Annotated in this window: 23 protein-coding genes, 1 tRNA gene and 1 pseudogene; 15 read left to right on the forward strand and 10 right to left on the reverse strand. The window is 69.3% G+C overall.

All coding sequences use genetic code 11. From position 1 onward, the window contains the following. Positions 1-188: 188 nt before the first annotated feature. Together RCH22_RS00280 and RCH22_RS00285 are read left to right on the forward strand one after the other, a co-directional pair. Entirely contained in the window at positions 189-3977 is a 3789-nt protein-coding gene (locus tag RCH22_RS00280) for an AAA family ATPase (protein ID WP_327012336.1), read from the forward strand. A 25-nt stretch (positions 3978-4002) separates the two neighbouring features. Continuing rightward, positions 4003-4284, forward strand: coding sequence for a hypothetical protein (locus tag RCH22_RS00285; protein ID WP_327012337.1), 282 nt, complete (start codon positions 4003-4005; stop codon positions 4282-4284). Positions 4285-4349: 65 nt separating this feature from the next. Here RCH22_RS00285 and mscL read toward each other — a convergent pair whose 3' ends face one another. The 3 genes from mscL to RCH22_RS00300 form a co-directional block, all read right to left on the reverse strand. Further along, entirely contained in the window at positions 4350-4784 is a 435-nt protein-coding gene (gene mscL / locus RCH22_RS00290) for a large conductance mechanosensitive channel protein MscL (RefSeq protein WP_327012338.1), read from the reverse strand. Positions 4785-4794: 10 nt separating this feature from the next. Continuing rightward, on the reverse strand, positions 4795-5250 hold the full coding sequence (locus RCH22_RS00295) for an FmdB family zinc ribbon protein (RefSeq protein WP_327012339.1): 456 nt from the start codon (positions 5248-5250) through the stop codon (positions 4795-4797). Between the two features lie 74 nt (positions 5251-5324). Beyond that, the gene (locus tag RCH22_RS00300; protein WP_327012340.1) at positions 5325-5903 is read right to left on the reverse strand and encodes a 5-formyltetrahydrofolate cyclo-ligase; all 579 of its coding nucleotides are present in this window, start codon (positions 5901-5903) and stop codon (positions 5325-5327) included. A 34-nt stretch (positions 5904-5937) separates the two neighbouring features. Here RCH22_RS00300 and galU point away from each other — a divergent pair, with 34 nt between their 5' ends. From galU to RCH22_RS00320, 4 genes are all read left to right on the forward strand, one after another. Then, positions 5938-6831 carry a UTP--glucose-1-phosphate uridylyltransferase GalU gene (gene galU / locus RCH22_RS00305; RefSeq protein ID WP_327012341.1) on the forward strand — a complete coding sequence of 298 codons (894 nt, stop codon included), beginning with the start codon at positions 5938-5940 and terminating at the stop codon, positions 6829-6831. Positions 6832-6906: 75 nt separating this feature from the next. Further along, positions 6907-7566 (forward strand): GNAT family protein, encoded by a 660-nt coding sequence (locus RCH22_RS00310; RefSeq protein WP_327012342.1) that lies wholly within the window; start codon positions 6907-6909, stop codon positions 7564-7566. Between the two features lie 127 nt (positions 7567-7693). Beyond that, positions 7694-8791 carry a hypothetical protein gene (locus tag RCH22_RS00315; protein ID WP_327012343.1) on the forward strand — a complete coding sequence of 366 codons (1098 nt, stop codon included), beginning with the start codon at positions 7694-7696 and terminating at the stop codon, positions 8789-8791. A 107-nt stretch (positions 8792-8898) separates the two neighbouring features. After that, a tRNA-Ala gene (locus RCH22_RS00320) sits at positions 8899-8971 on the forward strand. A gap of 105 nt (positions 8972-9076) precedes the next feature. Here RCH22_RS00320 and RCH22_RS00325 read toward each other — a convergent pair. Continuing rightward, positions 9077-9895 carry an IclR family transcriptional regulator gene (locus tag RCH22_RS00325; protein ID WP_327012344.1) on the reverse strand — a complete coding sequence of 273 codons (819 nt, stop codon included), beginning with the start codon at positions 9893-9895 and terminating at the stop codon, positions 9077-9079. Between the two features lie 176 nt (positions 9896-10071). Between RCH22_RS00325 and RCH22_RS00330 the strand changes: the two genes are divergently transcribed. From RCH22_RS00330 to RCH22_RS00345, 4 genes are all read left to right on the forward strand, one after another. Beyond that, positions 10072-10788: a CoA transferase subunit A gene (locus RCH22_RS00330; protein WP_327012345.1), complete on the forward strand. Its 717-nt coding sequence runs from the start codon at positions 10072-10074 to the stop codon at positions 10786-10788. Positions 10789-10848: 60 nt separating this feature from the next. Continuing rightward, positions 10849-11556, forward strand: coding sequence for a CoA transferase subunit B (locus RCH22_RS00335; protein WP_327012346.1), 708 nt, complete (start codon positions 10849-10851; stop codon positions 11554-11556). Then, positions 11553-12746, forward strand: coding sequence for an acetyl-CoA acetyltransferase (locus tag RCH22_RS00340; RefSeq protein ID WP_327012347.1), 1194 nt, complete (start codon positions 11553-11555; stop codon positions 12744-12746). Before RCH22_RS00335 ends, RCH22_RS00340 begins: the two co-directional genes overlap by 4 nt. Before the next feature lie 65 nt (positions 12747-12811). After that, entirely contained in the window at positions 12812-13684 is an 873-nt protein-coding gene (locus RCH22_RS00345; protein WP_327012348.1) for a hypothetical protein, read from the forward strand. Between the two features lie 79 nt (positions 13685-13763). Here RCH22_RS00345 and RCH22_RS00350 read toward each other — a convergent pair whose 3' ends face one another. Beyond that, entirely contained in the window at positions 13764-13886 is a 123-nt protein-coding gene (locus RCH22_RS00350; protein ID WP_255453709.1) for a hypothetical protein, read from the reverse strand. Between the two features lie 150 nt (positions 13887-14036). Here RCH22_RS00350 and RCH22_RS00355 point away from each other — a divergent pair, with 150 nt between their 5' ends. After that, positions 14037-14279: a hypothetical protein gene (locus RCH22_RS00355; protein WP_327012349.1), complete on the forward strand. Its 243-nt coding sequence runs from the start codon at positions 14037-14039 to the stop codon at positions 14277-14279. Between the two features lie 94 nt (positions 14280-14373). Here the strand turns inward: RCH22_RS00355 and RCH22_RS00360 are convergent, their stop codons facing one another. Further along, complete coding sequence (locus RCH22_RS00360) at positions 14374-15720, reverse strand: threonine/serine exporter family protein (RefSeq protein ID WP_327012350.1); 1347 nt, start codon at positions 15718-15720, stop codon at positions 14374-14376. Between the two features lie 67 nt (positions 15721-15787). Then, the gene (locus RCH22_RS00365) at positions 15788-16696 is read right to left on the reverse strand and encodes a DUF4349 domain-containing protein (RefSeq protein ID WP_327012351.1); all 909 of its coding nucleotides are present in this window, start codon (positions 16694-16696) and stop codon (positions 15788-15790) included. A 209-nt stretch (positions 16697-16905) separates the two neighbouring features. Between RCH22_RS00365 and RCH22_RS00370 the strand changes: the two genes are divergently transcribed. From RCH22_RS00370 to RCH22_RS00380, 3 genes are read left to right on the forward strand one after another with little or no spacing between them, the layout of a single operon-like run. Then, positions 16906-17127 (forward strand): hypothetical protein, encoded by a 222-nt coding sequence (locus RCH22_RS00370; RefSeq protein ID WP_134449340.1) that lies wholly within the window; start codon positions 16906-16908, stop codon positions 17125-17127. A 21-nt stretch (positions 17128-17148) separates the two neighbouring features. Further along, complete coding sequence (locus RCH22_RS00375; protein ID WP_327012352.1) at positions 17149-18015, forward strand: alpha/beta hydrolase family protein; 867 nt, start codon at positions 17149-17151, stop codon at positions 18013-18015. A gap of 34 nt (positions 18016-18049) precedes the next feature. Further along, positions 18050-19036 carry an aldo/keto reductase gene (locus RCH22_RS00380; protein WP_327012353.1) on the forward strand — a complete coding sequence of 329 codons (987 nt, stop codon included), beginning with the start codon at positions 18050-18052 and terminating at the stop codon, positions 19034-19036. A 93-nt stretch (positions 19037-19129) separates the two neighbouring features. On the opposite strand, the gene RCH22_RS00385 is transcribed toward RCH22_RS00380, so the two are convergent. Together RCH22_RS00385 and RCH22_RS00390 are read right to left on the reverse strand one after the other, a co-directional pair. Further along, on the reverse strand, positions 19130-19954 hold the full coding sequence (locus RCH22_RS00385; RefSeq protein ID WP_327012354.1) for an aldo/keto reductase: 825 nt from the start codon (positions 19952-19954) through the stop codon (positions 19130-19132). A 7-nt stretch (positions 19955-19961) separates the two neighbouring features. After that, a complete protein-coding gene (locus RCH22_RS00390) occupies positions 19962-20276 on the reverse strand; it encodes an IclR family transcriptional regulator C-terminal domain-containing protein (protein ID WP_327012355.1) in 315 nt (104 codons plus the stop codon). An 88-nt stretch (positions 20277-20364) separates the two neighbouring features. Here RCH22_RS00390 and RCH22_RS00395 point away from each other — a divergent pair. Beyond that, positions 20365-20568 (forward strand): annotated as a pseudogene (locus RCH22_RS00395) (glycerol dehydrogenase); the annotation flags it as partial. Between the two features lie 7 nt (positions 20569-20575). Here the strand turns inward: RCH22_RS00395 and RCH22_RS00400 are convergent. Next, a complete protein-coding gene (locus RCH22_RS00400; protein ID WP_327012356.1) occupies positions 20576-21784 on the reverse strand; it encodes an MFS transporter in 1209 nt (402 codons plus the stop codon). Between the last annotated feature and the right edge of the window lie 24 nt (positions 21785-21808).

Below are 21808 nucleotides of genomic sequence, written 5' to 3' on the forward strand. Positions count from 1 at the left end.
CTCGCAAGCCCGGTCGACTTCGAATCACCAGGGGTGTCCTCGTTCAGCGCACCGGCCGCAGCACCCGCCAGCGCACGCTCCAGCACGCCGGTTGGTAAACACGACAAATCCGCGGGTTTTCCCGCGAATCCCCGCGAAACCCGGGGAGCCTGCGGCCGAACGGTGTTTTCCGGACTTAGGGTGTCGGTGTGTGGCGCCTCGATAGAAAACAAGATGACGACGACATCCTGTCGACCAACCCGGATGCTCCGTCGGGTGAGCCGCGGAATGCGGTCTCCCCGCAGACCGTGAGCCTCGGGGATCCCTCGGTCGTCGCGGGAAACATCGCCGAGCCGGTCTGGAACCGCTGGCGCACCGAACTCGCCGAGATCGGCGGGCGTTCACCGCTGCTGCACTTCGCCGACGAGCCGCGCACCCGCATCGAACTGAGCCAGGCCCACCCCGGCGGACTCCCGCAGTTCATCACCGGCAAGTCCACCCTGCTCTCCAACCTCATCCGCGACGAACTCGCGCTGCGCAACGCCCGCCTCGCGGCCGGTGAGATCACCCAGAAGGGCATCGAACTGCGCTCCATGCGCGGCATCGAATCGGTGCACCTGGGCATCGGCCTCGCCGAATGGCGCTTCGGCGACGTCGACTTCCTCGGCCCGGTGCTGCTCCGCCCGCTCGCGATCCGCCGCTACGGTCGCGACTTCGAGCTCAAGCTCAAGGGCCAGCCGTTCCTGAATCCCGAACTCGGCCGCGCGCTGCACGAGCAGTTCCAGATCACCCTCGACGCCGACGCCTTCGTCGCGCTCGCCGTGACCAACGGCGCCTTCAAACCGCAGCCCGTCATCGACCGCCTCCGCGGCCTCACCTCGCACCTGCCCTGGTTCAACGTCACCCCACGCCTCGTCGCCTCGTCCTTCGCAGACGTCGGCCGGGCCATGAAGGCGGATGCGGCGCACCTCGAGCATCCGCTGCTCGACGCGATCGCGGGGAACCCGAGCGCCCGCCAGGCCATCGAGGGCGCATACAACCCCGTCGTGCCGATCGGTCAGGACTCCCGGCCGCCCGCGACCGACGTGCTGCTGCTCGACGCCGACCCCGAACAGGAGAACGTCGTCGCGCAGATCGCGGCCGGGAACTCGCTCGTCGTCAAGACCCTGCCCGGCACCGGGGGCACCCAGACGATCGTCAACGCGATCGGCTCCCTGATCTCCCAGCACAAGCGTGTTCTCGTCGTGAGCGCCCGACGCTCGAGCCTCGACGGCATCAACCAGCGCCTCACCCAGGTCGGCCTCCCCGGCGTCGCCGTCACTCCACGGCTGCTGCGCCGCGACCTGATCGCCTCGATCACCCGCAACGAGAAGGCCGTCCAGCCGATGGTCGGCGACGTCGACGACGCCCTCGTGCGGCTCCGCAAGGTGCTGCTCGACTACCGCGGCGCCCTCACCCGGCGCGACCCTGCCCTCGGCGTCTCCTTACTCGACGCCCTCGGCGAGCTCGCGAGGCTCGCACAGCTGTCCTCCCCGCCGTCGACGACCGCCCGGCTCGAGCGGCACGCGCTCGAGCGCCTCGCCCAGAACCGGGCGACCGCAGCGCAGACGCTGATCAAGGCGGCCGCGCTCGGCCAGTTCCGTTACGGGCCAGGCGACTCGCCCTGGTACGGGGCGTCCTTCGCGGTGCCGGCCGAGGCATCCGCTGCCCACCAGCTCGCCAAACGGGTCAACCAGGTCGAGCTGCCTCGCCTGCTCGAGCGTGCCGCCGGCCTCGTCGGGCAGACCCGGCTGCGGCCCTTCGAGACGATCGCAGAACTCGGCGTGTACCTGCGGCTGCTGCTCGACATTCGCGACACGCTGGACAAGTTCCAGCCGGCCGTGTTCGACCGTTCGCTCACCGAGCTCATCTCGGCGACGTCCGCCCGCCGCGACTCTCCGGACATGACGGGTACGAGCCGACGGCGCCTGCGCCGCCTCGCCGAAGAATACCTGCGGCCGGGCGTGCACGTCACCGACCTGAACGACAGCCTCCGCCGGATCCAGCAGCAGCGCACCCTCTGGCAGCGCTACGTCGTCGCCGGCGTCATGCCCGAGGTGCCCGTCGGGATCTCCGACGTGCACGTCGCCTTCCAGCGCGTCTCCGAGGACCTCGCGGCCCTCGACATCCCGCTGCGCAACACCGGCACGAACCGGCAGCTCGCGATGCGCCCGGTGAAGGAGCTGATCTACACGATCTCCGGCCTCGCCGCCGAGAGCGAGGTGCTCGCCAACCTGCACGAGCGCACCGCGCTGCTCGCGACGCTGCGCGAACACAACCTCGACCCGCTCATGACCGACCTCGCGAAGCGGCACGTCTCAGAGGAGAACGTCGCCAACGAGCTCGAGCTCGCCTGGTGGCAGTCCGTGCTCGAGACCATGCTCGGGGCAGACAAGGCGCTCCTGAACGCCAACACCCAGGTGCTCGACCGGCTCGAGGCCGACTTCCGCCTCGTCGACGAGGCGCACGCGTCCACGACCGGGCAGCGCCTCGGCTGGCTCCTCGCCGAAACCTGGAAAATCGGCATCGTCGACTGGCCCGAGGAGGCCGACCGTCTTCGCCGGATGCTGCGCGCCGACCGGGCGACCCCGTCCCGCCTGAACAAGGCGGCCCCGCACCTCGGCCGCGTGCTCGCCCCGGTCTGGCTCGCCTCGCCATACGAGGTCTCCAAGCTCGATGACCAGCACTTCGACGCCGTGCTCCTCGTCGACGCCGGCGCGACGACCCTCGCCGAGAACGTCGGCGCCATCCGTCGTGGCAAGCAGATCGTGGCCTTCGGCGACCCCGTCACCCAGACGCCGTCGCCGTTCGAGACCGGTATCACGGATGCCGGCGGCGGCACGAACGCCAACGCGCGCGTCAGCCGCGTCAGCCTCGCAGACCGCGCAGAGCGCGAAACCAACGTCGACGCCCTGCACGCGGACTCCGCCCTCGCCCGCCTTGGCGAACTGCTGCCCACCCTCACCTTGACCCGCAGCTACCGGGCCGGCGGCGAAGACCTCACGGAACTCGTCAACCACCGCTTCTACGGCGGCCGCATCGACTCCCTCCCGTGGGCAGGCAGCTACCTCGGTCACGGCAGCCTCACCCTGAACTACGTCGCGGGCGGCCACGGCATGCCCGACGCCGACAGCGGAGCCGTCGAGAGCGTCGACGCCGAGGTCACCAAGGTCGTCGACCTCGTGCTGGACCACGCCGTCAAGCGCCCGCGCGAATCGCTCATGGTGATCACCGCGAGCGCGCGCCACGCCGTGCGCGTACACCAGGCGGTGCTTTCCGCGTTCTCCAAGCGCACCGACCTGGCCGACTTCATCCTCAAGGACCGGGCGGAGCCGTTCACCGTGCTCACCCTCGAACAGGCCGTCGCCCAGAGTCGCGACCGGGTGATCTTCTCCATCGGCTATGGCCGCACCCCGCACGGCCGCTTGCTGACCAACTTCGGATCGCTCGGTGAACCCGGCGGCGACCGCCTCCTCGCGATCGGCATGACCCGCGCCCGCCGCGCCATGGACATCGTCTCCTGCTTCCGCCCCGCCGACATCGACGAGGACCGCCAGCGCCACGGCATCCTCGCCCTCGCCCAGGTGCTCAGCGAGACCGAGGCCCGGCACAACGAGGCGCAGGTCCCCGATGCCACCGAGCCGATGCTCGTCGACCTCGCCCAGCGCCTCGAACGCCTCGGCGTCACCGTGACCCTCGGCCACCGCGGCAAGCTCGCCCTCGCCGGCTCCCACGCCGGCCGCGCCGTCGTCGTCGAAACGGATGCCGTCGTCGACCGGGCGAGCCTGCGCGAGTCGCTGAGGCTCCGGCCAGAGGTGCTGCGGCGACTCGGCTGGCACTACCTGCGGGTGCACTCCTTTGAACTCTTCAGCAACCCGGACGCCGTCGCCACCCGCGTCGCCGGCCTCGTCGGCGTCAAACCCCCCACGCCGCCGGCAGCGGAGTATCCGCACGCGTGAGCTGCGTGGCTGTGAGGAGCGTCTCGTGAAGGACACCGACGACTGGGTCGAGACTTCGGAGAGTGCCGCGGACCGGTCTCATGGACTCGATCCGGCGAACCCAGCGCCAGCGCCGCGCCAGTCGGTCGTGAAAGCCCGCGGAGGAGCCCGCCGGGCGCGCCTGACGCCTGCGCCCGATACGGATCCGAACCCGCACCCGCCGGTCCTGCGCGAAGAGGGCGGCGTCGCACCGCACGTCGCCGGAACCGAGCCGTCACGGAGCGCGAACGAGGCCCAGTTGCGTCGGGACCGCCCGCCGCACTGGTGACCCGCGCCGCGCATCCGCTTTCGCCTACGTGCTTCTGACGGTACGGCAGGCGCGCCGGAGGGAAGTTACCTCGGGGACTGGCCGGTGACGGGCTTCGCAGCGTCCGCGGCGAGGAGGTCGCGGATCTGGGTCAGCAGGTCGAGCTCGGTCGCGGGAATGGTCGCGTCCCTCGGCGGCAGGCCGGCGGCGCGGCGGCGTTCCTGCGCCTCCTTGAGCTTGTTGAGCGGCATCACGAACACGAAGTAGACGACGGCCGCGACGAGCAGAAAGTTGATGATCGCCGCGAGCACGAGCCCGAAGGACAGTTTCGCGTCCCCCGGCAGGGTGACGACCATGGAATTTGCGAGGCTGTCCGACGTGAAGATCGCCGCGATCAGCGGGTTGAAAATGCCCGTGACGATGGCGTTGACGACCGAAGTGAACGCCGCGCCGATGACGACAGCGACCGCGAGTTCGATCACGTTGCCGCGCATGATGAATTCCTTGAAGCCCTGGATCATGGGGATACTCCTAAGATTTTGCGGCCGGAGCCGCGCTCGTGGTTGACGGGGAGCTGGACGACGACGACGAAGACGAGCCGGCGGAAGCCCCTCCCGACTTCTCGGAAGACCCGCCCGACTTCTCGGAAGACCCGCCCGACTTCTTCTCCGACTTCTCGGCTTTCTTGGGCTTGTCGGAACCCTTGTCGGAACCCTTGTCGGAGTGCGAGCTCTTCTCGCCGTGCGACGCGGTGTCCGCGTGCGACTTGGCGTGCTTCTTCGGGTGCGCCTGCAGGGCCGCCTTCGCGTCCGAGCGGGAGTCGTTCTGGTAGAAGCCTGAACCCGTGAAGCTCACGCCGATCGAGGAGAACACCTTGCGCAGCTTGCCGCCGCAGGTCGGGCAGACGGTCAGCGTGTCGTCGGTGAAGGCTTGCTGGATGTCGAACGCGGTGTCGCACTCGGTGCAACGGTAGGAATAGGTAGGCACTGAAACTCCGGCTGTGGGAACCCGGCGCGCGCCGGGATCCCTGATTGAAATAGATGAACGTGAGGGTGGATGAGTTAGAAGGTGATGATGCGCGTTGGCGTGACAAGGCCGTCGACGGGCTGGTCGTGCACTTCGCGCGGCACGGAGTCGACATATTCGTTGTCGAAGACGACGGCGTAGACCGGGGGACATTTCTCCATCGAGCCGAGGGTCTTGTCGTAGTAGCCACGGCCCCAGCCCATCCGCAAACCGGTCGTGTCGACGGCGGCCGCGGGAACGATGATCAGGTCGACGTCGTTGATCGCGATCGGCCCGAGCAGGCTGCCCGCGGCCTCCGGCGTCCCGGCGATGCCCTGGTACTCGGTCTGGTCCTCGCCGACGGTCCAGTCGAGCAGGCCGTCGTCCCGGGAGACCGGGAAGAGCACCCGGATGCCCTGGGCCTCAGCCCAGTTCACGAACGGCCGGGTATTGGGTTCGTTCCGGGCGGACAGGTAGCAGGAAATGTAGCGGGCGCTGAGGTCGACGACGATGCTCTGCAGGTTCGCGGTGAAGCCCGCCGTCGCGGCATCCGTCTCGACCGAGGTCATGTTCTGCCGGCGCTCACGCAGTTCGGCGCGGAGCGCCCGCTTTCGGTGAACGGTCTCGGAGTCCATATAAGTCATCCTAGATGCCGATAACGTAGGGCCCATGGGTACACGCATCACGAAAGCCGTCATTCCCGTCGCTGGTCTGGGAACTCGCTTCCTCCCGGCCACGAAAGCCATGCCGAAGGAAATGCTCCCCGTCGTCGACAAACCGGCGATCCAGTACGTCGTCGAAGAGGCCGTCGCTGCCGGCCTGAACGACGTACTGATGATCACCGGGCGCAACAAGAACGCCCTGGAGAACCACTTCGACCGGATGACCGAGCTCGAGGACGTGCTCATCAAGAAGGGCGATAGGGACCGGCTCGCCAAGGTCCGCTACGCGACAGACCTCGCCGACATCCACTACGTACGCCAGGGCGACCCGCTCGGCCTCGGCCACGCGGTGCTCCGCGCGAAGATGCACGTCGGAAACGAGGCCTTCGCCGTGCTCCTCGGCGACGACATCATCGACGCCCGCGATCCGCTGCTCGAGAAGATGCTCACCGAGCAGGTCGAACGCAACACGAGCGTCATCGCGCTCATGGAGGTCGAGCCCTCGCAGATCCACCTCTACGGCTGCGCCGCGATCGAACCGACAGACGACCCCGATGTCGTGCGCATCACCGGCCTCGTCGAGAAGCCCGCAGAAGCGGATGCCCCGTCGAACCTCGCCATCATCGGCCGGTACGTGCTCCGTCCCTCGGTCTTCGGTGTGCTCGAGCACACCGAGCCGGGCAAGGGCAACGAGATCCAGCTGACCGACGCCCTGCAGGAGATGGCGGTGAACCCCGAGACCACGGGCGGCGTCTACGGCGTCATCTTCCGCGGCCGCCGCTACGACACCGGCGACCGGCTCGACTACATCAAGGCCATCGTGCAGCTCGCCGTCGACCGCGAAGACCTCGGTCCCGACCTGCGCCCATGGCTCAAGGGATTCGCCGCCACCCTCGACTGATCCGGGTGACTCGAGGACTGATCCGGGTGACTACAGTGGGGGAACACCAGTTGAATCCGAGTAGACAGGCAGGTTGTGGCGATCGCGATTCCGACGCTCTTCGACGGTAATGTGACGTTGCGTCCCATCCGGCTGCGCGATGACAAAAACCTCGAACGCTCCCTGATGGAGAACAGAGGCTGGCTGCGTGCCTGGGAGGCGACCAGCCCGTACGCGCCGATGTCCTTCGACACCCGCGCGAGCATCCGCAGCCTGCTCGCGCACTCGCGCACCGGCAACGGCCTGCCGTTCGTGATCGAATTCCAGGGCCGGCTGGCCGGCCAGCTCAACGTCTCCTCGATCAGCTGGGGCTCGCTGTCGAGCGCGACGATCGGGTACTGGGTCGCCGAGGAGTTCGCCGGTCGTTCGATCACCCCGATCGCCGTGGCCCTCGCGACCGATTACTGCTTCGGGCAGCTCGGACTGCACCGGATGGAGATCTGCATCCGGCCGGAGAACGGCCCCTCCCTCCGCGTCGTCGAGAAGCTCGGCTTCCGCTACGAGGGCCTCCGCCGCCGCTACATCCACATCAACGGCGATTGGCGCGACCACTTCTGCTTCGCCCTCGTGGCCGAGGAAGTGCGCCAGGGCGTGCTGCGGCGCTGGCGTGACGGGGCGGCTCCTGCCGATGCTGCGGCGGTGACCCCGACGGACCGGGCCGCGGCGGCGCATCCGCTCGGTGTGACCGAGTACTGAGCATCGAACCACAACCCCGCGCAGAAAGAGACGCCGCGCAAAAAGAATCGTCGATTCACCGGCGAGTCGGCGGACACACCCCGTCTAATCAGCGCCGGAACGGCCCCGGACTCATACCGTAGGGAGCATGAGTAGCGAGGTCCTGGGTGGCGGAGTCATGGTGGGGGTCGCCGCCGTGCTCTGGGTGGCCTATTTGATGCCGACCTGGACCCGACGACGCCAATATCTCACGATCGAACGCAATGCGGTTCGGTTGCAGCAGACCATGCGTATCCTCGCGGAGACTTCCGAGATTCCGCAGGAGGTCCGACTCGAGGCGAACGCCCGCACGGTCGTGACCCAGCAGAAGCTGCTCGCGCAGGCCGAGGAGGACGCTCGCGTCGAGGCAAAGGCCGTGATGGCCGCCGCGAGTTCCGCCCGGCGCGCGGTCGCCGCCCAGGCCGCAGCAGAACGCGCGGCAGCCGCGCAGGTCGCCGCGGTGCAGGCCGCTGCCCAACGCGCCGCCCAGTCCACCGTCATCGGGCACGCAGCGGCCAGGAGCCGGCGCGTGCGCCGCTTGCGTGCCGTCGCGACCCTCGTGCTCCTCGGCGGCCTCCTGGCCGTCACGCTCGGTCTCGTCGCCCTGGTCTCCGGCGGATCGGTCGTCCTCCTCGCCGTCGGTGCCCCCTCCGGCCTCCTCGCGTTCGGCACCCTCAACCGGCTCGCCCGCACCAGTGCGCAGGCCAGGGCCCGGTCCGTCGCCGCGGGCCCCGCCGTCGCCGAAGCCCGCTCCCGGCCGCTCGTCGGGCAGGACTTCGAACCCGTGCAGTTCGAGGAGACCCCCGTTCCCGTGCAGACCTGGACGCCGCACCCGCTGCCCCGCCCGCTGCACCTCGCCCCCGGCACGGTCGCCCAGGTCGCCATGGCGTCAGCGGATGCTGCCGCGCAGCTCCGCCGGGCAGCAGCGGAAGCCGAGGTGGCCCGCCGCGCCGAGCAGCTCCAGGTCGCCGTCACGCCGCTCCGGCACACCGGGACGATCTTCGCCCAGGGCAGCAGCCTGGGCAGCAACGTGGGCACGAACGCGGGCACAAGGCCGGTCACGAAGACCGGGCCGGTCGCAGTCGCGGGCAAGGCAACGGCCACCGCACCGGTCAGCCGCTTCGCGTCGATGGGCATCGTCGGCGAGACGGAGCCGGGAATGACCGACCTCGACGCCGTTCTGCGCCGCCGCCGCGCCGCCGGGTAGGCACTCGGACGAGGCGCCCGGTTCCGCCGGGATTCCGCCCGGAGGTCGCCGCGCACGGGGTGTGCTCAGAACGAGGCCCAACGCGTGATATTCTTCATAAGCGGTTGGGGGCTATGGCGCAGTTGGTAGCGCGTCTCGTTCGCAATGAGAAGGTCAGGAGTTCGAATCTCCTTAGCTCCACCGGCAAGACAGAAGGATCGTGGCCCATCGGCCCCGGTCCTTTTGCCGTTTCCGGGGTGAATTCAACCCACGGGGATACTCGGCGACACGTGGTGGATGCGCGGGTCAGTGCGCGAGTGGGCCGGGCTTCTGCAACGCCTGGGTGATCCGGTTCGCCTCTTCGAGGAGCAGGCGGCCGAGGAAATCCTGCCGCTCCGGCCGGAACCGGGGCTCGATCCCGGTCACGGACAGCGCCCACGCCGGCCGGCCGGACCGGTCGAAGATCGCCGCTCCCATACCCCAGCTGCCCTCCAGAATCAGCCCGGGGTTGACCGCATACCCCGTGGTGCGGGTGAGCTCGAGGTTCGAGCGGATGCCCGCCACCGTGTGCGCCGGACCCCAGGCCTCCGCGAGCCCGCCGCCCAGCAACGCCGTCACCTCGTCCTCCGGCAGGTACGCGAGGATCGCGAGCCCGGCGGAGGCCACGCCGAGCGGGAAACGCACGCCCTCGTGCAGCACGAACGACCGGATCGGGAAGCTGCCCTCTTCCCGCAGCAGGCACACCGTTTCCGCGCCGCGGCGGATGGAGAGGAAGGCGCTCTCGCCGGTCTCCTCGGCGAGCCTGCGCAGGCTCGGCCGGGCCAGCTCCTCGATCGGGTATCGGTCGGCGGCGACGACCCCCATCACGAAGATCTCGGGCCCGTAGTGCCAGGTGTGTCGCACGGGATCGTGGTCGAGCAGCCCCTCCGCGGCGAGCGAGCTGAGCAGGCGGTGCACGGTCGGCCGGGTCAGGCCGGAGTCCCGCACGATGTCGGAGAGCGCCGCCCCGCCCGGCGCGCGGCCCACGAGCCGGAGCAGCAGGGCGATCCGGGCCGTCACCTGGGCGCCCTGCACGGTGCCGCCCTGCACGGTGCCGCCCGGTCCTTTTACGTCAACCGTGGTCATCTTGACTCCTGAGCGTCTATAATGTGGATGATGGTGAGCCTAGTGTTCACGGGGTGGATGCGCAATGAAACGCACGGTCTTCCGCGATTGACAGGGTCTTCGCCGCCCAGTTAGCATGGGCGTCAGACAGCGTGTCCACAGAGTGGACACAGTGAATGCTCAATGAGGAGACGACCATGTCCACGGTATTGACCAGCGCGGCCGACGCACTCGGGGACGTCCTCCACGACGGGATCGTGCTCGCGGTGGGCGGCTTCGGCCTCTGCGGGATTCCCGCCGACCTGATCGACGCGGTGCGGGCATCCGGTGTTCGTGAACTCACGGTCGTCTCGAACAACATGGGCGTCGACGGGATCGGGCTCGGCCGGCTGCTCGAGACCGGGCAGGTGCGGAAGGTGATCGCGTCGTACGTCGGCGAGAACCGACTCTTCGCCGAGCAGCTTCTCGCGGGCGAGCTCGAGGTCGAGTTCAGCCCCCAGGGCACCCTCGCCGAGCGCCTCAGGGCCGGGGGAGCGGGAATCCCCGCGTTCTACACGAAGACCGGGGTCGGCACCCTCGTGGCAGAGGGCAAGCCCCACGCGGAGTTCGACGGCATCCGCTACGTGCAGGAACGCGGCATCGTCGCCGACGTCGCCCTCGTGCACGCCTGGCGCGCCGACACAGAGGGCAACCTCGTCTACCGGTACACCGCCCGCAACTTCAACCCGCTCGTCGCGACCGCCGGCATCGTCACGATCGCAGAGGCCGAGGAGATCGTGCCCCGAGGCGCGATCGACCCGCACGACGTCGTGACGCCCGGCGTCTACGTGCAACGCCTCGTGCAGGCGGATGCCCGGGCCAAGCCGATCGAGCAGCGCACCGTGCGCGAGCGCGCGGTCGCGGTGCCGGCCTGAGCAGCCCGCGACCCACCCACCAGAAGCACCCCCATCCGATCGACACCCAGGGAGTACCCCATGACGTGGACCAGAGACGAGATGGCCGCGATCGCGGCCGGCGAGCTGCACGACGGCGATTACGTGAACCTCGGCATCGGCATTCCGACGCTCGTCGCCAACAACCTGCCTGAGGGGGTTTCGGTCACGCTGCAGAGCGAGAACGGGCTGCTCGGCATGGGGCAGTTCCCCTGGGCGGGCGAGGAGGACGCCGACCTGATCAACGCGGGCAAGCAGACCGTGACGATACTGCCGGGCGGATCGGTCTTCGACTCGGCGACCTCGTTCGGCATGATCCGCGGCGGCCACGTCAAGGTCGCGATCCTCGGGGCGATTCAGGTGTCCGGCAGCGGGGACCTCGCCAACTGGACGATCCCCGGCAAGATGATCAAGGGAATGGGCGGCGCGATGGACCTCGTCGCGGGAACCCCGCGGGTGGTCGTGCTGACCGAACACGTGGCCCGGGACGGCGCCTCCAAGATCGTGACCGAGTGCAGCCTGCCGCTGACCGGCGTCGGGGTCGTGAACCGGATCATCTCCGACCTCGCTGTCTTCGACGTGACAGAGACCGGGCTCGTGCTGCGTCGCCGCGCCCCCGGGGTCACCCTCGAGGAGCTCCGCGCCTGCACCGAACCGGACTTCACCGTTTCGGAGACGGAGACGGAAACCGACACCGCAACCGACACCGCAACCGACACCGCAACCGACCAGAAAGCAGTGCGACTGTGAGCCTCCAGGAACAATTCGGCACCGACGTCCTCCTCGCCGGCTGGGGGCACAGCCGTTTCGGCAAACTCAGCGACGACACCCTCGAGACCCTGATCGTGCAGGTCGCCGCCGAGGCGATCGCGAACTCCGGTGTCGACGCCGGCGAGATCGACGAGATCTACCTCGGCCAGTTCAACTCCGGGCTCGTTCCGCTTGCCTTCGCGTCTTCGCTCGCGTTGCAGACAGACCCGGCGCTCGCGTACGTTCCGGCCACCCGGGTCGAGAACGCCTGCGCCTCCGGCTCGGCCGCGTTCCAGCAGGGCGTCAAGTCCCTGCTCGCCGGCACGGCCAGGACCGTCCTCGTGATCGGGGCGGAGAAGATGACGGATGCCTCGTCCGAGCGGGTGGGATCTGCGCTGCTCGGCGCCGACTACGACCTCGCGGGCCAGCCGTCGACATCCGGTTTCGCCGGTCTCTTCGCGGTCGTCGCCGAGGCATACGCCGAGCGCTACGGAGACGTCGGCGACGTGCTCGGCTCCATCGCAGCCAAGAACCACCGCAACGGCGTCGACAACCCCTTCGCCCAGCTGCGCAAGGACCTCGGCGAGGACTTCTGCCGCACCGTCTCGGAGAAGAACCCGATCGTGGCCGGGCCGCTCCGGCGCACCGACTGCTCCCCGGTCTCCGACGGGGCCGCCGCGATCGTACTCACGACCGGGGCGCCCCGCCGCTCCGGAGCCGCGACCGATCCCGTGCGGCTCACCGGCTTCGGCCAGGCCAACGACTTCCTGCCCGCCGCCCGCCGCGACCCCACCGCCTTCGCGGCGACCCGGATCTCGTTCGAACGCGCCCTGCGGATGGCGGGGGTGGGCCTTGACGAGCTCGACTTCGCCGAGGTGCACGACTGCTTCACGATCGCCGAGCTGATCATGTACGAGGCGATGGGGCTCACCCCGCCCGGCGAGGGCCGTCGGGCCGTCGAGGAGGGCTGGGTGTACCGCAGCGGCAGGCTCCCGGTCAACATCTCCGGCGGCCTCAAGGCGAAGGGCCACCCGGTCGGGGCGACGGGGGTGTCGCAGCACGTCGTGTCCGCGATGCAGCTCACCGGCACCGCCGGCGCCATGCAGCTCGATGCCCCGCGTCGTGCGCTCGTGCAGAACATGGGCGGAGTCGGCGTCGCGAACTACGTGAGCGTGCTCGAGGCGGTCTGACGCGGCATCCGCAGACCGGTGTCGGGGGTGGCGGGTAGCCTCGGCCATGAACGAGGGAGCGGGGCATGAGCGGCACAGGCATCCCGGCAGGAGGCGGCGGCGCTGCTGACGCGGGCACTGCGGATGCGGGCACTGCGGATGCGGGCACTCCGGATGCGGGCACTCCGGATGCGGGCACTGCGGGCGGCGGCACGGCGGTGCGGTTCCGGTGCGGCCACGGTGCCCCGGCAGCGGATGCCCGCATCACTCTGCACCGGGACTGCCCGCTCTGCGTCCTGCTGCGCGAGACCCGGCGCACCCGGGCCCAGTTGGTGCGCCGGGCGGCGGCGGGTGCCCGCGTCGACATTGCGGGGGAGACCCGCATCGGTGCGGTCTACGAGTGGCTCTGCGAGCGGGGACACTCCCGGTACACCGCAACGGTGCGTGAGGCCCTGACCGGTTCGGGGTGCCCCAAGTGCCTCGTCAACGCCGCAGCGCCTGCGGCCGCCTTCGAAGGAGGAGTGCCCTTCATGAAGCCCGGGCTGCGGCTCGGCACCTCCGCGACCGAGCAACGGCTGCGGGTGGCGCTCGCGGAGCGCATCCGCCTGCCGCACCGGGTCAATGCCGTGCGCATCAGCGGCACCTTCTACGGAAAGCCCGAGGTCTGGCCGGACATCATCATTCCGGCGCTGCGGATCGCGATCGAATACGACGACCCTGGGCGCGACGGCCTGGCGCATCGCGGCCTCAAGGAGGCCTCAGACCGGGAGAAGGATGCGGCCCTGAACGAGGTCGGCTGGGAGGTGATCCGGGTGCGGGCCGGTGGGCTCACGGAGTTGGGCCGCCACAGCATCGTCTGCCGGACGGTGACGATGGCGGTCGTCGACCGGATCCTGGAACTCCTCGTCGAGATCCGGGGTTCCGAGGCCGTCTCCCGCATTCTGCGCGACTGGGCTTAACGGAAGAAGGGTGCCGCCCTGCCGAAGCGGGACAGCACCCTGTCTGCAGTGAAACTGCGTGAAACTAATCGGGCGGAGGCTAGGCCTTCCGTGCCTTCTCGGCCGTCTCGTTGGACTTGGCGTGCTTGTCGGCACGCTTCTCCTTGAGAGATTTTCCGGCGACCTTCTTGGTCGCGTCCTTCTTGGGTGATTTGTCAGCCATGTGCACTCCTTCGACCCGAGCCCCAGCGGCATCGTCTTCCTTGACCCTACGCGGAATCGCTGGGAACGGCATCCGCTCGGCCCGGCCCTTGTGCCCGGGCGCGCCGGTCGTAGGCTGTGTGCGACCAGCCACCTGAGGGATTGAGGGAATATGAGCGAGAACGACACGTACCGGGCGATCTTCTACGGCGCCAACCCGATCGCCGCGGGAACCGAACACGAACTGAAATACGTCAACGGCGAATATGCCCAGGAGGTCACCCTCGAAGTCGAGGAGGACGGGCAGATCGTGCGGCGCGTCTTCACGCTCGGGCACGTCACCGAGGAACCGATCTCGTACCGCTACGTCGAGGACCTCCACGACGAAACCGGAGAGGCCGACGTCCCGAACTGACCCCGGGCTGCCGAACGGACAGGAGGTGTTCCGTTCCGGTCGAGAGAAACGCGCGGAACGGGCACTCTCGACCGGAACGGTGCACGTTGCGTCGCTAGATGCGCTTGCCCGGGCTGCGGCTGAGCCGCACGGGGAGCGCCATCAGCGGACCCACGAAGCGGCGCTGTAGCCTGCGTGCCGGACCCCAGACGAACTGCACGAGGTACTGGGCGAGGATCGCCCCTGCTGCCAGCGCCACGGCGACCGCACCGGCGGTCAGCATGCTGAGCACGCCGTCGATGTTGCCGTCCGAGAGCTGCAGCAGGCCGCTGAACAGGGTCAGCCCCGGCACGAGCGGCACGAGTGCCGTCACGACGATCACGAGCGGGGGCGTGCGCACGACCCGCGAGGTGAGCGCAGCGGCGAGCCCCACTCCGACGGCCGCAGCCGCCGACGACCAGACCAGCCCGAAGCCCGCGCTCGTGCCAGCCAGGTACAGGAGTTCGGCGAGCGCCCCGAGGAGGCAGACGACCCAGTAGGCGCGCCACGGCACCTGCACCGCGAGCGCGAAGCCCACGACGATGACGACGGATGCCGCGAGCAGCGCGGCCACGTCGGCGAACGTCAACGCGACGTTGCCATTCACCCTCAGCACCAGGCCGAAGCGGGCGAGGAGGAGCGATGCCCCCGCGACGCCGGTCACGAGGCCGCCGGTGATGAGGAGTGCCTCCATCATGCGGGCGGTTCCGGTGAGGTAGAAGCCGGACAGGGTGTCGTGGACCGCGCCGAAGGTCGTGACCCCGGCGAGCAGCATGATGATCGTCGCGATCACGACGAGGGAGGGATTCGCGGACGGGTCGACGAGCGCGACGACGGCGGCCGTCATCGGGCCGATGGCCCCGCCGACGACGTTCTGGTAGAAGACCGGCACCTGTCGCCGGTCGAGCGCCGTCGTGATCAGGTCGATGAAGAAGGTCGCGATGAACGCGGCGACGAGCACGGTGAGGCCGCCCCCGATCAGTACGGCAGCGCCGGCGCCGACGAGGCTCCAGCCGAGCCGACGCCAGAGTGCGGTGACCTGGGGCCGGGCGCTCACGATGGTCGCGAGGGCCTTGCGCGCGTCGGCGACATCGATGGGATTCTCGATGAGTTCGGCGATCAGCTCACTCGTGGCGGTCAGCTTCCCGTAGTTGAGCGAGCGGTACTTGACGTTGCGGCTGCGCGTGATCGACTCGTGCGTGCCCGGATCCTCGTGGGTGAGGGCGATGATCGTGTGCGTCACGTTCGCCTCGGTGCCCTTGAGCCCGTACGCGCGGGTGATCGCTTCCATCGCGGCGGTGGCGTCCTCGGCGCCGGCACCGGCGGCGAAGATGACCTCGGCGAGGCGCATGGTCAGGTCGAGGACCGCGCGGGTGTAGCCCGCGTTGTCGAAGACCCCGATGCTGACGGTGGCGTCAGACATCCGTTCGACGTACCTTTGTGGGGCCCGGCGGGGAGCGGTGGGGGGTGGAGTGGGTCACCCCCCAAGCCTAAGCAGCCTTTCCCTTGCGCCGGGACATCCGCACGATGAGGATCACGATGAGCGCGGTCACGCCGAGGAGTGCGATCCACGGCAGCGCGTAGCCGATGCCGACGAGCGCGGCGCCGAGCGCGCCGACCAGCGCCGCCCAGCCGGCCCCGATCGCGGTCCAGAAGTCGCCGGGGGCGCCGGGCGCGACGGCGCCCGTTGAGTAGAGGGAGAGCGTGATCGACGAGAAGTCGACCTGATCTGACAGGAAATTGCGCTGCGACTGCAGGCTTTCGAGGTCCGCCTGCCGCTGGGAGAGCGTGCCCTCGATCGCGATCAGGTCTGTCGTCGTCGCCTGCTGCATCAGTGCGAGCAGCCGGTCGACGGAGGTCTTCAGGGCGGTGATGCGGGCATCGAGGTCCTGGGTCTGCTGGGTGATGTCCGAGGCGTTGAGCGACACGGAGTTGAGGGTGCCGAGCTTCTTCAGGTCGGTCACCGTGCGGTCGAGGGCGGCGGCCGGGATGCGCAGGGTGAGGGTTGCGCTGGCCGGCTGGTTGTCGGTCGCGGGGTTCTCGGTGCGGCTGTCGATGCGGCCGCCGGCCTGCTCGGTGATCGTCACGGCGTCCTGCGTCGCTTTGATCGGGTCTTTTGCCGTGACCGACATCGATCCCGTCATAATCACGTCCCGTTGGCCCGAGGCGACTTCGCTCGTGCTGCCGGCGACGGTGCCCGAGGTGGCGCTCCCGGCGGCGTCTCCGGCTTGCGGGGCCCCGACGATCCCGGAATCCTTGGTCGTTCCCTCGCCCGTCGCGGCGCCGGTTCCGGGGTTCGTCACGGACGAGCCGGCATCGTTCGACGAACCGGAGGCGGAGCATCCGGCCAGCAGGAGCACGGCGGCGAGGAGCGCTGCGGCGGCGGGAAAACTTTTCATGGGGCAACTTTATGGCGCACCCGGAGACCACTGTCTGGATGCGGTCTGGGAGTCGAATCACAATCCCGTCTCGGTGCAGGGGCAGTTGTTAGTGTCGATTCATCGGCAAGGCAACGCCGGCCGAGTGCCACGGGACACACGATCCACGGGACACGCTCTCCCGGACAGGCACGCTCCATGAGACACATTCGACACACAACGGAGGAAACATGGGATTCGCAGAGAACGCCAAGGACGCCCTCGACGCGACCGGACAGAAGATCAGCCGGACGTTCGAGGACACCAAAGACCGGATCGAAGACAAGGTCGACGAGATCAAGGCGGATGCCGAGGTCAAGCGCGCGGAGGCCGGCGTCAAGCACGCCGAGGCCGAGCGCGACGCGACGAAGGCCACCAAGGAGTTCAAGGAAGGCCTGCGCGACGATACTTGAGTCATGGGATGGTGGGGGGCGATGAGGGATCGGTTCCGTCGACGCCGCCCGCCCCTCCTGCACATCGCGACCGATGAAGGCACGGGGCCGGTCGTCATCCTCGTGCACGGCATTGCCAGTTCGTCCGTGACGTTCCGGGAACTGGTGCCGCTGCTCACCCCGCGGCACCGGGTCATCGCCGTCGACATCCTCGGCTTCGGCGAATCGCCGGCGCCCGAGGGCTGCGAGTACCTGCTTGAGGACCACGTCGAGGCGCTCGCCGCGACGATCCGCTCGCTCCGGCTGCGCGAGCCATTCGTGCTCGTCGGCCATTCCCTCGGCAGCCTCATCGTCGCCCGGCTCGCGGCGCTCCAGGCCTCACGGCGGGACCGTCGCATCCGGATCTCCCGGGTCGTGCTCGTGGGGCCGCCCGTGTACCTCTCACCCACGGAGATCGGCGACCGCTGGGTGCGCGCCAGGGTCAGCGTCTACCTGCGTGCATACGCCTTCCTGAGGGAGAACAAGGACTTCACCATCGGCAACGCCGCGATCATCTCGCGGCTGCTGCCCAAGGGCGTGTTCGAGATCACCGAACGCAACTGGACCCCCTTCGTGAAGTCCCTCGAGCACTGCATCGAATCGCAGACTCTCGTGAGCGACATCGCGATCCTGCGCGTGCCCGTCGACGTCGTCTACGGCAGCCTCGACGCGTTCATCCAGTCGGGCAGCCTGACCGTGATCGAGCGGATGCGCCACGTCACGATGCACCGCGTGGAGGCGAATGACCACCTGATCCGGCCGCGCCTGGCCCGGGAACTTGCCGCGGTCATCGAGACCGCGACCGGGGTCGACGGCCGACCGGTGGACCCGGAGGGGCCGCGCGCACCGGCATCCGCTGCCGCACGCTGACCGGGGCGGCCGGGCGGATGATTATGCTGGGGACATGGACACACGCACCCTGGGAAGAACCGACCGAACCGTCTCCGTGATCGGGCTCGGAACCTGGCAACTGGGAGCGGACTGGGGGGACGTCAGCGAGGCCGATGCGACCGCCGTTCTCGCGGCATCCGCGAACGCCGGCGTCACCTTCTTCGACACCGCGGACGTCTACGGCGACGGACGCAGCGAGCAGATCATCGGGCGCTACCTCGCCTCTGCCGGCGTGGACGCCGGGATCACGGTCGCGACCAAGATGGGCCGCCGCGTCGACCAGCTCGCCGAGAACTATGTGCTCGCCAACTTCCGGGCCTGGACCGAACGCTCCCGCCGCAACCTCGGCGTCGACACCCTCGACCTCGTGCAGTTGCACTGCCCGCCGAGCGCGGTCGTCGAGTCGGGCGAGGTCTACGACGCGCTCGACACCCTCGTCGCCGACGGCGCCATCGCCGCGTACGGCTTCAGCGTCGAGACCTGCGACCAGGCCCTCGCGGCGATCTCCCGCCCGGGCACCGCGACGGTGCAGATCATCCTGAACGCGTTCCGGCTCAAGCCGCTCGACGCCGTGCTTCCCGCGGCCCGCGCCGCCGGGGTCGGCATCATCGCCCGGGTGCCGCTCGCGAGTGGTCTGCTCACCGGCAAGTACACCCGTGCCACGACCTTCGCCGAGAACGACCACCGCAACTACAACCGCGACGGCAGCCACTTCGACGTCGGCGAGACCTTCTCGGGCGTCGACTACGAGACCGGCCTCACGGCGGCCGCGGAGTTCGCCGCACTCGTTCCCGCCGGGCTCACGCCCGCACAGGCCGCGCTCGCCTGGGTCGCCCAGCAGGACGGCGTGAGCGCCGTCATCCCCGGCGCGCGCTCGATCGCGCAGGCGCAGGGCAACGCGGCCGCCGGGTCGGTTCCTCCGCTCAGCGCCGAGTTCCTCGCCGGTGTACGCGACATCTACGACCGCCTCCTCCGCGCCCAGATCCACCCGCGCTGGTAGCACTCTCGCGGATGCTGGTGCGCGCGGATGCTGGAGCGTGCGGATGCTGGTGCGTGCGGGTGCTGGTGCGTGCGGGGCGAGTGCGGGGGGCGATCAGCCGAGGTCGTCGGGGTCTCGGCCGGTGCGCTCGCCGGAGTCGAGGGTCGCGATCGCGGCGAGGTCGGCCGCGTCCAGGCTGAAGTCGAAGACGTCGAGATTTTCCCGGATGCGGGACGGTGTCACCGACTTCGGGATCACGATGTTCCCGAGGTCGAGGTGCCAGCGGATCACGACCTGCGCTGCTGACTTGCCGTAGCGGGCGCCGATGGCGTCGAGTGTCGGGTTGCCGATCGCCCTGCCGCGGGCGAGGGGCGACCAGTCTTCGGTGAGGATGCCGTTGGCGGCGTCGTAGGCACGGGCATCCGCTTGCGGCAGCCAGGGGTGCAGCTCGATCTGGTTGACCACGGGAACCACGTCGGTCTCGGCGAGAAGCCGGTCGAGGTGATGCGGGTGGAAGTTAGAGACACCGATCGAGCGGGCCCGCCCGTCGGCGCGGATCGCCTCGAGGGCCCGCCAGGTGTCGACGTACTTGTCCTGGCGTGGGGCCGGCCAGTGGATCAGGTACAGGTCGACGTAGTCGAGCCCGAGCTTGCCGAGGCTCTCGTCGAAGGCACGCAGGGTGCTGTCGTAGCCGTGGTCGGCGTTCCACACCTTGGTCGTCACGAAGACGTCGCCGCGGGGGAGTGCGGCCCGGGCGATGCCCTCGCCGACGCCGGCCTCATTGGCGTAGAGCGCCGCGGTGTCGACGTGCCGGTACCCGGACTCGAGCGCGACCTGCACCGCATCGGCCGCGTCGGCATCCGGAATCTTGTACACCCCGAGCCCCAGCTGCGGGATGGAGTGGCCGTCGTGGAACTGCAACACGGGCGAGAAGGTCATGGGTCCATTAAACCCGCCCGGCTGCTGACCACGAAAGCGGGGGAATGGTCGGTTTGACGCGGTCTGAACGACGAGTCACCCGCTTTCGCGAAAGGGGCGGCTCGGCGGGGTGCACGCTTCTCGTCTCGAGCTGACGCTCGAGTTCCCCGCGATCCGTGATCGTCGCCGGGGTCAGCCGCGGCAACCCAGGAGCGTCGAGGTACTGGTCCCGCTTTTCTCCGGTCATGCCGCTCAACATGATCTTGCCGAATGCGGTGGCGTGCGCGGCCTCGTGGAACCCGAAGCTCAACGGGGTGAGGCGCGGGGCGCCTGGGGAATCCACGATGTAGGTGACCTGCGAATTTAGGCTGGCGGTATCCGCTGAATACCGCGTTCCGCAGCGGTGCCGTATCGCTCGAAAAGGAGATCGTCACGGGCTCGCGCACGGGCAGAAGGTCAACATCGGCTCGGTCACCCAGCTCGTGCTCGCGGACGCCCCGACCCAGGAGATCCGTGACTTCATCGAGTTCACGACCCGGGTCGGGCTGCCGAACACCCTGACCGAGGTCGGCCTCAGCGTCGATGACACGGATGACCTGCGCAGCGTCGCCGAGGCGGCGACAGTGCAGGGGGAGGGAGCGGCTAGGAGACCTGGATCTGGATCGGCGCGGTGTCCGGGATCGGGCCGGCGTCGCGGCCGCGGAGGTCCGGGTGCCAGCGGCGACCGAGAGCGGGGATCAGGGTGCCGAGCGCGGCGAAACCGGCGGCGACGAGGATCGCGGACCCGGCGCCGTTGTGGTCGATCATGAAGCCGGCCGTCGCGGACCCGAGCGCCGCGCCCATCAGCTGGCCGGTGCCGACCCAACCGTATGCCTCGGCGGTGTCGCTGAACTTGACGCTCGCGGAGACGATCCCGAACAGCACAGCGAAGGCCGGCGCGATGCCGATGCCCGCGAGGAGCAGGGTTGCGGCGAGCCACCAGAAGCTGAGGCCGAGAGTCGCGAGGGAGAGGCCGATCGTGACGATCAGCATCCGCCCGGCGAGGGCCCACGGGCCGATCGGCGCGTGACCGAGCGCGAGGCCGCCGACGAGCGAGCCGATCGCGAAGATGCCGAGCACCCAGCCGGAGTCCGAGCTGCCGTGACCGAATGCCGCGACGACGCCGGCCTCGACGGCCGAGCAGGCCGCGACGAGCATGAAGCCGACGACGGTGCTGAGGAGTACGGGCGGGCGCTTGAGCACGGCGCCGAGCTTGCGGCGGCTGCGCGGGATCCGTACCCGGCCGACCTCGGGCAGCACGACGAACCAGATGCCGCCGCCGACCAGGAAGGCCGCGGCGAGGAGGATGCCCGCGACCGAGCTGATCTGGATCGCGACGAATGTGGCGATGACCGGTCCGAGCACCCAGATGATCTCCTGGGCGGAAGCGTCGAGCGAGAACAGCGGGGTGAGCTGGCGGGAGTTGACGATCTTCGGGTAGATCGTGCGCACGGCCGGCTGGATCGGCGGTGTCGTCAGCCCCGCGACGAGGCCGATCACCATCAGTCCCCAGATCGGCAGGATCAACAGCGCCATCACGACGATGGCGCTCGCGCAGATCGCGATCGTGGCGATGATGACCGGGCGCATGCCCCAGCGGCCCATCAGGCGGCTCGTGAGCGGCCCGGCGACGGCCTGGCCGATGCTCATTGCACCGAGCACGAGGCCGGCGGACCCATAGGAGTCGTAGACGCGCTCAATGTGGATCAGGAACGCGAGCGAGAGCATCCCGAACGGGAAACGGGCGGTCAGCTGCGCGGCGATCAGACGGGCAACCCCGGGCGTCTTCAGTAGGGTCCAGTAGCTGCTCACTCGTTTGAGTCTACGGGCGAGGCC

It is taken from the genome of Cryobacterium sp. GrIS_2_6 (assembly GCF_035984545.1).
In the GTDB taxonomy this organism is placed as follows: domain Bacteria; phylum Actinomycetota; class Actinomycetes; order Actinomycetales; family Microbacteriaceae; genus Cryobacterium.